Source organism: Curtobacterium sp. MCBA15_005 (genome assembly GCF_001864855.1).
Lineage (GTDB): Bacteria > Actinomycetota > Actinomycetes > Actinomycetales > Microbacteriaceae > Curtobacterium > Curtobacterium flaccumfaciens.
Genome location: NZ_MJGL01000045.1, coordinates 91,853 through 104,120, shown reverse-complemented (window position 1 = coordinate 104,120; position 12,268 = coordinate 91,853). Strand labels below are relative to the sequence as shown.

Annotated in this window: 12 protein-coding genes and 1 pseudogene; 8 read left to right on the top strand and 5 right to left on the bottom strand. The window is 71.7% G+C overall.

Annotation, left to right across the window (positions count from 1 at the left end):
- Positions 1 to 719, top strand: a pseudogene (locus BIU89_RS13475) (hypothetical protein); the annotation flags it as partial.
- Positions 720 to 897: 178 nt separating this feature from the next.
- Here BIU89_RS13475 and BIU89_RS13470 read toward each other — a convergent pair.
- Positions 898 to 1,755 carry a LysR substrate-binding domain-containing protein gene (locus tag BIU89_RS13470; protein ID WP_017886578.1) on the bottom strand — a complete coding sequence of 286 codons (858 nt, stop codon included), beginning with the start codon at positions 1,753 to 1,755 and terminating at the stop codon, positions 898 to 900.
- Positions 1,756 to 1,938: 183 nt separating this feature from the next.
- Between BIU89_RS13470 and BIU89_RS13465 the strand changes: the two genes are divergently transcribed.
- On the top strand, positions 1,939 to 3,261 hold the full coding sequence (locus BIU89_RS13465; RefSeq protein WP_071247258.1) for an MFS transporter: 1,323 nt from the start codon (positions 1,939 to 1,941) through the stop codon (positions 3,259 to 3,261).
- 177 nt (positions 3,262 to 3,438) lie between these two features.
- On the opposite strand, the gene BIU89_RS13460 is transcribed toward BIU89_RS13465, so the two are convergent.
- The gene (locus BIU89_RS13460; RefSeq protein ID WP_071247256.1) at positions 3,439 to 4,086 is read right to left on the bottom strand and encodes an NAD(P)-dependent oxidoreductase; all 648 of its coding nucleotides are present in this window, start codon (positions 4,084 to 4,086) and stop codon (positions 3,439 to 3,441) included.
- 108 nt (positions 4,087 to 4,194) lie between these two features.
- Between BIU89_RS13460 and BIU89_RS13455 the strand changes: the two genes are divergently transcribed.
- Positions 4,195 to 4,557, top strand: a complete 363-nt coding sequence (locus BIU89_RS13455) for a winged helix-turn-helix transcriptional regulator (RefSeq protein ID WP_071247254.1) — start codon at positions 4,195 to 4,197, stop codon at positions 4,555 to 4,557.
- Between the two features lie 49 nt (positions 4,558 to 4,606).
- Positions 4,607 to 5,638, top strand: coding sequence for an NADPH:quinone reductase (locus tag BIU89_RS13450; RefSeq protein ID WP_071247252.1), 1,032 nt, complete (start codon positions 4,607 to 4,609; stop codon positions 5,636 to 5,638).
- A gap of 126 nt (positions 5,639 to 5,764) precedes the next feature.
- On the opposite strand, the gene BIU89_RS13445 is transcribed toward BIU89_RS13450, so the two are convergent.
- Together BIU89_RS13445 and BIU89_RS13440 are read right to left on the bottom strand one after the other, a co-directional pair.
- Positions 5,765 to 5,950, bottom strand: a complete 186-nt coding sequence (locus BIU89_RS13445; RefSeq protein WP_027465208.1) for a hypothetical protein — start codon at positions 5,948 to 5,950, stop codon at positions 5,765 to 5,767.
- A 41-nt stretch (positions 5,951 to 5,991) separates the two neighbouring features.
- Positions 5,992 to 6,801 carry a GAF domain-containing protein gene (locus BIU89_RS13440; RefSeq protein ID WP_071247251.1) on the bottom strand — a complete coding sequence of 270 codons (810 nt, stop codon included), beginning with the start codon at positions 6,799 to 6,801 and terminating at the stop codon, positions 5,992 to 5,994.
- A 113-nt stretch (positions 6,802 to 6,914) separates the two neighbouring features.
- Here BIU89_RS13440 and BIU89_RS13435 point away from each other — a divergent pair, with 113 nt between their 5' ends.
- Complete coding sequence (locus tag BIU89_RS13435; RefSeq protein ID WP_071247249.1) at positions 6,915 to 7,811, top strand: patatin-like phospholipase family protein; 897 nt, start codon at positions 6,915 to 6,917, stop codon at positions 7,809 to 7,811.
- The gene (locus tag BIU89_RS13430) at positions 7,808 to 9,859 is read left to right on the top strand and encodes a S9 family peptidase (protein ID WP_071247247.1); all 2,052 of its coding nucleotides are present in this window, start codon (positions 7,808 to 7,810) and stop codon (positions 9,857 to 9,859) included. The genes BIU89_RS13435 and BIU89_RS13430 overlap by 4 nt, the downstream gene beginning before the upstream one ends.
- A gap of 39 nt (positions 9,860 to 9,898) precedes the next feature.
- On the opposite strand, the gene BIU89_RS13425 is transcribed toward BIU89_RS13430, so the two are convergent.
- Positions 9,899 to 11,080 carry an acyl-CoA dehydrogenase family protein gene (locus BIU89_RS13425; protein WP_071247245.1) on the bottom strand — a complete coding sequence of 394 codons (1,182 nt, stop codon included), beginning with the start codon at positions 11,078 to 11,080 and terminating at the stop codon, positions 9,899 to 9,901.
- A 59-nt stretch (positions 11,081 to 11,139) separates the two neighbouring features.
- Between BIU89_RS13425 and BIU89_RS13420 the strand changes: the two genes are divergently transcribed.
- Both BIU89_RS13420 and BIU89_RS13415 read left to right on the top strand, forming a co-directional pair.
- A complete protein-coding gene (locus tag BIU89_RS13420) occupies positions 11,140 to 11,748 on the top strand; it encodes a QsdR family transcriptional regulator (protein ID WP_071247243.1) in 609 nt (202 codons plus the stop codon).
- Positions 11,745 to 12,188: an acyl-CoA thioesterase gene (locus tag BIU89_RS13415; RefSeq protein WP_071247241.1), complete on the top strand. Its 444-nt coding sequence runs from the start codon at positions 11,745 to 11,747 to the stop codon at positions 12,186 to 12,188. Before BIU89_RS13420 ends, BIU89_RS13415 begins: the two co-directional genes overlap by 4 nt.
- Positions 12,189 to 12,268 lie beyond the last annotated feature (80 nt).

Genomic DNA, 12,268 nt, shown 5'->3' with positions numbered 1-12,268 from the left:
CCGCCGCACCCGCGGTGCCCGTCGCCGGACAGCCGCGGTTCTCGGTGCCCGGCCTGGAACACGTGGTCGTCGAGGGCACCGAACCCGAGCCCGTCGGCCCGATCGGCTACCGGACGCCCCGGCGCTTCGCCCACCAGCAGGCCGCCGCACGGTCGGCCGCACCAGCAGCCGCAGCCGCAGCCGCAGCCGCGCGATCCTTCGACGCCGTCCTGCACGCGGCACCGGCCGCCGCCGCTCCCGGCAGCCCCGCCGTCGCGACCCCGAACGTCGACGCGACCACGGCCGTGGTCGCACCCACCCCGGTGCCGCAGGGTGCTCGCGGGGGCGAGGCGGGCCTCCCGACCGAACTGCTCGACCAGCCCGTGGCCGCAGCCGCCGTGCCGGAGCCGCGCCGTGCGCTCGGCGCGACCGCCGGTGCGGTGCTCGGCGCCGTCGCCGGGATCGCGACGATCGGTCTGGCGGCCTGGTGGTTCACCGCTCCCGCGACCGTGCACGGTGTCGGCGTGGTGCTCGGACTGCTCGCGCTGGTGCTCTCGATCGTGACGCTGCGCGACCGGACGGCCACGTGGCAGCGGCCGGTCGCGCTGCTCGGCGCCGTGCTCGGTGGTGTCGGTACGGTCGTGCTGCTGTGGGCCGTCGCGGCGGCGCTGCTGCCGCTCGCGGGGGTGACGCTGCCGGACGTCACCGGCACCGGCACGACCCCGACGCTCGCTCCGTAGCGCCGCGCGGCCCGCGAGCGCTCGGACGCCGTCGTCTCGGCAGGACGCCGCGTCGACGTCGAGACGCCCCCGAAAGTCGAGGCGTCTCGGCGTCTCGGCGGCGGCGGGACAACACGACGGCGTCTCGTCGCGTTCACCATCCCGGAACACGACGGCGTCTCGGCGCCGATGCGCGCGCTCAGACGGCGCGGACGACCCCGCGGGACAGGATCGCGTTCGTCAGCGCGTCGATCGGCTCCCGCTGCACCGTCGGGTTGGCGATGAGGACGTAGTCCACCGCCGGCAGGTCCGGCAGCCCGAGCCGCTGCGACACCTTCACCAGGTCGGCCGGGATCAGCGAGTGCGGGAACACCGCGACGCCGATGCCCGCGCGCACGGCGGCGAGCACCCCGTTGACGTCGCGGGTGTTGCAGGTGATCCGCCAGGTGCGGCCGGCGGCCTCGAGGGCGTCGATCGCCATCTGCCGGCTGATGCTCGGCGCCTGGTACGCGATGAGCGGGACGGGTTCGCCGGGTTCCAGGGCGATGCCGTCCTGCGCCATCCACACCATCTGGTCGGTGGCGACCCGGGTTCCCTCGGCGGACTCCCCCGCCGTCTGCTTGATGAACACCAGGTCGAGCTGGCCGGCGTGCACCCGGCGGAGCAGCGGTGACGACTGGTTCACCGTGAGCTCGAGGTTCACCTGCGGGTGCAGTCGTCGGAAGTCCCGCAGGATCCGTGGCAGCTGCGTGATGGCGAGGTCGTCCGCCGCCCCGAACCGCAGCCGTCCGCGGGTGGCTGCGCCCGAGAAGTAGGCGTCGGCGGTGGCGTGCGCGGCGAGGATCGTCCGCGCGAACCCGGCCATCGCGTCCCCGTTGTCGGTCAGGGCGACGCCGCGGGTGTCCCGGGCGACCAGGGTGCGCGCCACCGCGGTCTCCAGGCGCCGCACGTGCTGGGACACCGTCGGCTGGCTGATGCCGAGCCGGGTGCCGGCCTGCGTGAAGCTGCCGGTCTCCGCCACGGCCAGGAACGTCTGCAACAGGACCGGATCGAGCACGGGACACCTCGTTCGTTCGCGCGGCGTTCGCGCGGTCGTTCGCGCGGCCATTCGCGCGGTCGTTCGCGCGGTCATTCGACATCGCAATGGAGTGATAGCCACCATAGGGGTATCGAATGGGCCGGCGCCACGTAGTTTCGTTGGGGTACCAGATCCACACCGACGTCCGGAGAACCCCGCACCGTGAGCGCGTCACCGACGACCCTCCCCCCGCCCACCGAACCGCTCCCGATCCAGGCCACGCGACCACCGTGGCGCCACACGCTCATCGCCCTGTCCGTGCCGAACTTCCGGCTGTTCACGGCGACCAACCTGGTGGCGATGACCGCCGGCTGGATGCAGCGCATCGCACAGGACTGGCTCGTGCTGCAGCTCACCGGGTCGGTCGCGCAGGTCGGCATCACGGTCGCCTGTCAGTTCGCGCCGATGCTGCTGTTCGGGCTGCTCGGCGGCGTCCTGGTCGACCGGTTCTCGAAGCGCGCGCTCATGATGATCACGCAGGGAGCCTTCGCGGTGCTGTCCGCGCTGCTCGCCGTCCTGACGCTGGCCGGCGTCGTCGAGGCGTGGCACATCTGGGTGATCGCCTTCCTGGTCGGCATGGTCACCGTGATCGACAACCCGGCACGGCAGGTGTTCGTCACCGAGATCGTCGGCCACAAGCACCTGCGGAACGCCATCAGCGTGAACTCGTCGGTGTTCCAGCTGGGCGGCATGATCGGTCCGGCGCTGTCCGGGGCCCTGCTCGTCGCGGTCGGCGCGGGGTGGTCGTTCGGTGTGAACGCGATCGCCTGCGTCGCCGTCGTCGTGACGCTCGGGTTCCTGAAGGTCTCCGAACTGCACCGCACACCCCCGGCACCCCGCGGCAAGGGGCAGCTCGTGGAGGGCCTCCGCTACGCCGTGCACAAGCCGACGATCATCGTGCCGGTGATCCTCGTCGCGTTCTTCTCGGTGTTCGCACTGACGATGCCCGTGCTGCTCTCCGCCTTCGCGTCACAGGTGTACGACGTCGGTGCCGGCGGTTACGGGGTCTTCAACTCCGCCGTGGCGATCGGCGCCCTGGTCGGCGCGCTGCTGTCCACCCGCCGGGCCGTCGTCCGGCTCCGCACCATCGTCGGCGGGGTGTTCTGGACGGGCGTGCTGCTCGTCGTCTCGGGGTCGATCCCGGCGATCGCACCGTTCACCGTCGCGCTCGTGGCGGTGGGGATGTCGCAGCTGCTGTTCCAGACCGCGTCGAACTCGCTCGTGCAGCTGTCGTCGAACGTGGCGATCCGCGGCCGGGTGATGTCGCTCTACGTCCTGGTGCTGCTCGGTGGGCAGGCGATCGGCGGGCCCCTGATGGGACAGATCGTCGACCACTACGGCGCGCACGTGGGGATGATGGTCGCCGGTGGCGTGCCGGCAGCAGCCGCCGCGGTGATCGCGCTCGTGCTCGCCCGCCGGGGCGGCCTGCACCTGGCGGTGCGGATGCGCCACCACCTGCCGGTGCCGGCGATCGTCGCCCACTAGCGGGGGCCCTGGCGGTGACCACCCGCCGGCCTGGAGGCCCGTGGCGGCCCCGCCCCGCGCCTCCCGTCCGCCCGTTGGTCGCGTCGGGCAGTGCGCAAAACACCGGTGTTCACGCTCGACGCCGCGGGATCCCGCGGTGTGTTGTGTGAACACCGGTGTCTTGCGAGGGGCAGTGCCTCAGTAGGCGACGCCGAAACGCGTCTGGTGGTGCGCCGGGGTGACGATCTCGTCGACGAACGCGATCGCGTAGTCGGCGCCGGAGATGTCCGAGTTGCCCTCGGCGTCGGCGAGCAGGACCTCGTCCGAGGCGCGGTAGGTGCCGCGACGCTCGCCCGGGTTGTAGCCGCCGAAGGCCGCGGCGGGGCTCACGTAGAACCAGTCGACCTGGGTGTCCGAGGCGCGCAGGGCGTCGAGGATCTGCGCGTGGCTCCTCGCCTCGCCCTTGAAGGCATCCGGGAAGCCGTCGGTGTCGAAGAGGCGGGGGCCGTCCTCGGACACGCGCATCGAACCGGCACCGCCGACGATGCCGAGACGCGCACCCGCTGCGGCGGCGGCGTCGACGAAGTGCTGGAACTTGTCCTTCAGCTCGCTGCCGTCCGCCTGCACGGCGTGGAGCGAGACGACGACGACGTCGGCACCCTTCGTGACCTCGGACACGAAGTCGGCGTCGAACGCATCACCCTGCGCCAGGGTCAGGCCCTCGGCCGGCTCGAGCTTGCTCGTGTCGCGAGCGACCGCGGTGACGGTGATGCCGCGGGAGAGTGCCTCGTGGGTGATGGCGGAGCCGGCGTAGCCGGTGCCTCCGAAGACGACGATGTTGGTCATGGTGTTCCCTTCGTGGACGTGCTGGGCGTCAGTGACGTTGACAGTCACCGTACAAGAGTTACTCTCTTTGAGTAAGTAGGCACCTGGCGGTGCGTTGCGGAGGACACCATGTCAGCACTCGAGTACAGCCCCTATGCGGCGGACTGCCCCAGTCGGCAGCTGCTCGACCGCATCGGCGACCGGTGGAGCGTGCTGACGATCGGCGCCCTCGCCGACGGTCCCGCACGGTACTCGGCGGTGGCGGCCCGGGTGCAGGGGGTCTCGCAGAAGATGCTCACCCAGACGCTGCGGGCCCTCGAACGCGACGGCATGGTGACGCGGACGGTGTTCCCCGAGATCCCGCCGCACGTGGAGTACGAACTGACCGAGCTCGGCCGGTCGCTGCGCACGGTGCTCGTGCCGCTGGAGGACTGGGCCACCTCGCACATGCCCGACGTCGCCGAGGCGCGCGAGGGGTACGACGCGCGCTGAGCACGCCGCACTCGGAATCCCCGACGGCGACGAGTGGTTGCCTGGGGACATGCGATCGATCGTCTACACGAAGCCCGGTGCCAGCAGCGTCCTCGAACTCGTCGAGCGGGAGATCCCGGAGCCCGGAGCCGGTGAGGTCCGCGTCCGCGTCGTCGTCTCCGGCGTCAACCCGACCGACTGGAAGGCACGCGCCGGCGGGACCTACGGCGACGGGCTGCCGTTCCCCGAGATCACGCCGAACCAGGACGGCGCAGGTGTCGTCGACGCCGTCGGTGCCGGAGTCGACGGACTGGCCGTCGGCGACCGTGTCTGGCTGTTCATGGCGGCCGCGTCACGTCCGACCGGCACCGCGCAGGAGTACACGGTCGTACCCGAGTCGCGCGTGGTCCCGCTGCCCGACGGCGTCTCGTTCGACGTCGGCGCCTCGCTCGGCGTGCCCGCCATGACGGCGCACCGAGCGCTCACCACCCACGAGGACGGCCCCGCACGCCTGGGCCCCGGTGCCCTGGACGGCTTCACCGTGCTCGTCGCCGGCGGCGCCGGTGCCGTGGGGCACGCCGCGATCCAGCTTGCCCGCTGGGCCGGCGCGACCGTCATCACGACGATCAGCTCGGACGCGAAGGCAGCACTGGCGACTGCGGCCGGCGCCCACCACGTCGTGAACTACCGCGACGAGAACGCCGCCGAGCGCATCCGGTCGATCGCACCGGACGGTGTCGACATCGTCGTCGAGGTGTCGATCCCGCAGAACGCCGCGCTGGTCGCCGACGTGCTGGCGAACCACGGCGTCGTGTCGATCTACGCGAACAACGGCGGCGACGAGGCGAGCCTGCCGATCCGCCCGAACATGAGCGTGAACGCCCGCTACCAGTTCCTGCTGCTCTACACGATCGGCGACGAGGCGCTGTCCGCGGCGGCCGAGGACGTCACCGAGGCGCTGCACGACGGTGTGCTTCCGGTCGGCGAGGACGTCGGTCTCCCGCTCACCCGGTTCGCGCTCGAGCAGACCGCGCAGGCGCACGACGCCGTCGAGCAGGACACGGTCGGCAAGGTCCTCATCGACGTGACCGAGGCGCGGTAGCCGCGACACCGGCTCCGGCTCGGGCTCGGGCTCCGGCTCCGGCTCGGGCTCCGGCTCCGGCTCGCAGACGACGAACGGCTCCCACGCATGCGTGGGAGCCGTTCGTCGTGGACGATGCGGGAGGGGTCAGCGACCCAGACGCGCGGCGATGGCTGCGGTGACCCGGAGCCGGGCTGCAACGCGCTCGCGTTCGATGTTGGCGGCGATGACGTCGAGGTCTTCGTAGTCGGCGTCGGTGGTGGTGTCGTTCCAGTTCGGCGAAGAGATCCGGGCACGCCCGAACGACGGCGGAGCAGGGTTCACGGTCGTCATGGGGGCATCGTACGTCGAGCGTCCGACAGAGCGTGTGAGCATCACGGGCCTTTCCTTGGATTGCGGTCGCGCTCGGGGAACGAGTAGGTCAGCGAGAACGCGACGGCCATGAACGACGCCATCATCGCGATGTTCTTGGCGTCGAGTTCGGTGAAGGCGTCGGGGACCGGGGAGTCGACGGTGAGCATGCCGAACGAGTACTGGTCGGACCGGATCACCACCGAGACGTACGAGGTGTACCGCGGTTCGAAGCCCGGCAGGTCCTGGTCGACGTCCACATCGGCCGAGCGGTCACCGACGATCCGGGGTGATCCCCCGACCAGCACCCACTCGAGGTTGCGGTCGCCGTAGGGCGTGCCCGCTCGGAAGACCCCGGCGGTGTCGCCGGCGCCACCGTGACCGATCGGCTCGAGCGCCCGCAGATCGGTGGACAGCTGGTACACGTTGGCGCGGACGTCGGGCACCTTCGGCAGCAGGTAGAACGCCAGGGCCACGGCGACGCGGTCGGCGACGACCGAGAGTTCGCCGTGGCGGTCGGACCGGGGCAGCTCGGTGAACCGGACGAGCCGGGTGGCGATCTGGCCGAACGCGTACCGGACCGCCGTCGACTGCTCGAGCTCGGCCGCGGTGGCGTTGTCCTCGGCCACGGACCGTGCGGCGTCGCTGCGCCGGGTCCGGACCACCTGCACGGTCACGGCGCCGACGAGCACGACGAGCCCGAACGCGACGAGCGACAGTCGGACCGCCGGCGTGACGAACAGGTTCGGCAGCTGGAACGCCGCGGTGGGCGCAGCAGCCACCACGATCGGCCACACGACCGTGCCGACCCGTCCTGAACGCTGGTTCCCCATGACCACGACGCTAGGTCACGCCACCGACGCGGACGGAGTTGTCCACAGGCGGGTTCTCCACAGGATCCATCGGCCTCCACCGGCCCGTCGCACGCAGCTGGTAAGCAGGACCCATGACCGACGTCAGCACGACCGTTCCCGGATCCAGAGCCCTCGTCCTCGGTGGCGGAGGTGTCGCCGGCATCGCGTGGGAAGTCGGTGTCCTCGTCGCACTGCAGGAAGCCGGCGTCGACCTCGACGCCGCCGACCTCGTGGTCGGCACCAGCGCCGGCAGCGTCGTCGGCGCGTTCGTCCGGAACGGTGCCGTCCAGCAGGCCTACGACCAGCAGCACACCCCTGCGCCCACCACGTACGAAGAGCCGGCGCCCATCGACGTCGAAGCCGTGCAGCAGCACATCGGCGCAGCACTGCAGGGTGCGACCGGCGAGCAGGACGCCCGCGCTCGACTCGGCCAGGCCGCCCAGCAGGTCGTCGGCGGGCAGAGCGACGACGAGCGCACGGCGACCTTCGGCGAGACGCTCCCGTCCACCGAGTGGCCGGAGAAGCCGCTCGCCGTCACCGCGGTCGACGCCACCGACGGCACCTTCCGCCTGCTGACGGCGGCCGACGGTGTGCCGCTCCCCCGTGCGGTCGCTGCCAGCTGCTCGGTGCCCTTCGTCTGGACACCGGTCGCCGTCGACGGCCGCCCCCACGTCGACGGTGGCGTCCGCTCGGGCACCAACGCCGACGCGGCCGCCGGGTACGAGCGGGTGCTCGTCATCGCCTGCGGCCCCGAGGGCCCGTCACCGTGCGGGCCCTGGCTCGACGTCGCCGTCGAGGCACTGCGCGCCGCCGGTTCGTCGGTCGAGGTCGTCGTGGCGGACAGCGCGTCCCAACAGGCCTTCGGCACGAACTCGCTCTCGCTCGCCACGCAGGCGCCGTCGGCCGAGGCCGGTCACGCCCAGGGCACCGCGGTCGCCGAGCAGGTCGCTGCCTTCTGGGCCGAGGACCTGGCGAGCGTGCACGCATGAGCACCCCGTTCTCCGACATCGACCAGTACATCGCGCTCCCCCGCGTCGACGGCATCGACATCAGCCCCGACGGCACCCGCGTCGCGCTGACGGTCAGTGCGCTCGACCCGGACGCCACCGGGTACCGCCGATCGATCTGGCAGGTGCCCGCGACGCCGACCCCCGACACCGCCGCGCGCCCGGTCCGCCTCACACGCTCCGCCAAGGGCGAGGGCGGCATCGCCTTCACCCGCACCGGTGACCTGCTCTTCGTCTCCGGTCGGCCCGACGCCGACGCCACCGACCTCGAGGCAGCCCAGCTCTGGGTGCTGCCCGCGGCCGGCGGCGAGGCCCGTCCGCTCACCCGGCTGGCCGGGGGCGTCGGCGGGGTCCTGGCCACCGCGGCGTCGTCGGACGTCGTCGCGCTGACGGCCGACCTGCTGCCGGGGGCCGGCTCCGACCCGGCGACCGTGCTCGAAGCCGACGCGGTGCTCCGGAAGACCCGGAAGGACAAGCACGTCCGCGCGATCCTGCACGAGACCTACCCGGTGCGGTACTGGGACCACGACCTCGGCCCGGCACAGACGCACGTCCTGACGCTCGACGCGGCCGGCAGCGCCACCGACAGCGATACCGACGCCGACGCCGAACCCGTCCGGCCCGTCGACCGCACACCGGCCCCCGGCCGTTCGCTCGACCACGTCAGCGGAGCGCTCACGCCCGACGGCTCGGTCCTGTTGGCATCCGTCGGTGTCCGGGAGGCCCGTGGGGACCGCTCGACGCTCGTCACCATCGACCTGTCCAGCGGCCACCGCACGGTGCTGTTCGACGACGTCGACGTCGACCACGAGATGCCGGCGCTGAGCCACGACGGCCGGACGATCGCCTGGGTCCGCACCGTCCGCTCCACCCCGGCCGGCGCGAACCAGCAGGAGGTCTGGGTCGCCGGCATCGACGGCTCCGACGCCCGCCGCGTCGCGACCGACTGGGACCGCTGGCCGAGCGAGCTCGTGTTCGAACACGGTGACCGCGCGCTCCTGGCGGTCGCCGACCAGGACGGCCGCGCGCCGGTCTTCCGCATCCCCCTCGACGGCGGAGCCGTCGAGCAGCTGACGCACGACGACTGGGCGTACTCGAGCCTGCGCGTGGCGGCGGCGACGGGCGTGGTCGTGGCGCTCCGTGCCTCCTGGGCGGCCCCGCTGCACCCGGTGCGGATCGCGACGGACGGCACGGTGACCCCGTTGGGGACGCCGGCGTCCCTGCCGGACCTGCCCGCGCACCTGGAAGAGGTCGAGACGACCGCCGCCGACGGCGCCCGCGTGCGCGGCTGGCTCGTCGTGCCCGAGGGCGACGGGCCGCACCCGCTGGTCCTGTGGATCCACGGCGGACCGCTCAACTCGTGGAACCAGTGGTCCTGGCGTTGGAACCCGATGCTGCTCGCAGCCCGGGGCTACGCCGTGCTGCTGCCGGACCCCGCGCTCTCGACCGGTTACGGACTCGACTTCGTGAACCGCGGCTGGAACGCCTGGGGGCAGGCGCCGTACACCGACCTGATGGCGATCACCGACGTGGTCGAGGCGCGGGCGGACATCGACGCAACCCGGACCGCAGCGATGGGCGGGTCGTTCGGCGGGTACATGGCGAACTGGGTCGCCGGGCACACCGACCGGTTCCGCGCGATCGTCACCCACGCGAGCCTGTGGGCGCTCGACCAGTTCAACGGCACGACGGACTCGTCGCAGTACTGGTCGTCGATCTTCGACGCCGACGGGATCGGGGCGAACGACCCGCACCGGTTCGTGGCCGAGATCACGTCGCCGATGCTCGTGATCCACGGCGACAAGGACTACCGGGTGCCGATCGGCGAGGGGCTGCGGCTCTGGTCCGAACTCGCGGAGCACCACGCGGCACCGGACGGCTCGATGCCGCACCGGTTCCTGTACTTCCCGGACGAGAACCACTGGGTGCTCGCCCCGCAGCACGCCGTGGTCTGGTACGAGACGGTGTTCGCGTTCCTCGGGCAGCACGTGCTCGACCAGGAGTGGGAGCGGCCGGCCCTGCTCGGGTAGCGCTCGCGCCCGGCGAGCGGGCGCGAGCCGGGCGGGCCGCTAGACGAACGCGGCCTGCCCGGTGATCGCCCGCCCGACGATCAGGGTGTTGACCTCGCGCGTGCCCTCGTACGAGTAGATCGCCTCGGCATCGGCGAAGAACCGGGCCACGCCCTTGTCGAGCACGATGCCGTTGCCGCCCTGCACCTCGCGGCACCAGGCGACGGTCTCCCGCATCTTCGCGGTGGCGAACGCCTTGGCCATCGCGGAGTGCTCGTCGCCACCGACCCCGGCATCCTGCATGGCCGAGGCCTGCGTGCACAGTGCGATCGAGGCCGTGATGTTCGACAGCGACTTGACGAGCAGGTCCTGCACGAGCTGGTGCGCAGCGATCGGCTTGCCGAACTGGATCCGCTCGCGGGCGTAGGCCAGCGCGGCCTCGTACGCCCCGACCGCGATGCCGACGGCCTGCCAGGCGACCTCGGTGCGGGTCAGCCGGAGCACCTCGGCGGTCGAGCGGAACGAGGTGGCGTTCTGCAGCCGACGCGATTCGGGCACCCGGACGTCCTGCATGACGATGTCGGCGTTCTGCACCCCGCGCAGGGCGATCTTGTCCTCGATCTTGGTCGCGGTGAAGCCCGCGGTGTCGGTGGTGACGAGGAAGCCCTTGACCTGACCATCGGCGACGTCCTTCGCCCAGATCACGACGACGTCGGCGAAGGTGGCGTTGCCGATCCAGCGCTTCTCGCCGTCGAGCACCCACTCGTCGCCCTCGCGCCGGGCGGTGGTGCGCAGGCCCTTCGCCGAGTCACTGCCCGAGTACGGCTCGGTGAGCCCGAACGCCCCGACGATCTCGCCCGTGGCCATCCGGGGCAGCCACTCGCGCTGCTGTTCGTCGCTGCCGGCGACCGCGATCGAGTTCATCGCCAGGCCGGACTGCACGCCGATGAAGGTGGCGACGCTCGCGTCCACGCGTCCGAGTTCGAGGGCCGCCCAGCCGCGGTACACGGCCGAGTTCTCGAACTGCCGCACGAGCGGGATGCCGGGCCCGTACATGCCGAGCTCGGCCAGCGGCGCGATCACCTGCATCGGGAACTCGGCGCGCGCCCAGTACGCGTCGGCGATGGGCGCGACCTCGCGCTCGAGGTACTGCCGGAGCTGCCCGAGCGACGCGCGCTCCTGCTCGGTGAGCTGCTGCTGGAAGCCGTAGAAGTCCGATTCGAGCAGGGGCGTCGCGGGCATCGTCGTTGACATGGGATCCACGATGCATCATTCTCGAAAACGTTGCAAGAGAGGATCGCGTGTACACATCGGATTCAGCGCTGCGCGCCTTCCGGGAGGCCCGTCACACCTTCATCGCCGGCTCACGGATCGACATGGGGGCGTTGGCTGCCGCACTCGGCGTCGACCGCACGTCGCTGTTCCGGTGGGTCGGCAACCGTGACCGGTTGCTGTCCGAGATCCTGTGGTCCCTCGCAGTCCCGACCCTCGACGGGGCGACCCACGCCGCCGATGAGATCGGGGCGACCGGAGCTGCCCGGCTCGTCGTCGTGCTCGACCGGTTCACCGCCGACCTGATCGACGCCCCGTACTTCCGGGCGTTCCTGACCCGCGAACCCGCTCGGGCGATGCGTCTGCTCACCACCTCGGACAGCGACGTGCAGAGCCGGTTCGTCGCCCGGGTGACCGCACTCATCGAGCAGCAGGAGTCGTCCGGTACGTTCGATCCGGCACCGTTGTCGGCTGAGGAGCTCGCACGGCTGCTCGTCCGGATCTCCGAGTCGTTCACCTACGCCGAGTTCATCTCCGGTGAGACCCCTGATCCCGACCGGGCACGTGCGGCCTTCGAGTACGTCCTGCGGCCCGACGCGGTGCACGCCACACCCGCACCACCGATCGGAGACCGATGACCATCGACGAGTACCCGTTCCGCCGGACCTACCCCACCAGGTGGAACGACAACGACATGTTCGGGCACGTCAACAACACGATCTACTACTCGGCGATGGACAACGCGTCGACGTACTGGTTCCGCGAGGTCGCCGGGCTCGACCCGTTCTCGTCGGAGTGGATCGCCGTGCTGGTGTCGTCGAGCTGCCGGTTCGTCGAGTCCGCCGTCTGGCCGGACGTCATCGAGGTCGGGATGCGCTCGAAGCAACTCGGCACCACGAGTCTGTCGTGGGAGTTCGGCCTGTTCCGCCAGTCCGACGGTGCCCTGCTCGCCACGGGTGAGTTCGTGCACGTCATCATCGACCGCGAGGGCGCCCGCCGACCGATCCCGCTGCCCGCCGAACTCCGCGAGCTCGTGACCGGCTCGATGGTCGCGCAGCAGCCCGCCGTCGCCGACTGACCGGCCGCCCGGCGCACGTCCCGCCCGGCCCGGAGCACGTCCCGCCCGGAGCCCCGCGCACAACCAAAGTGCTCCCGAAC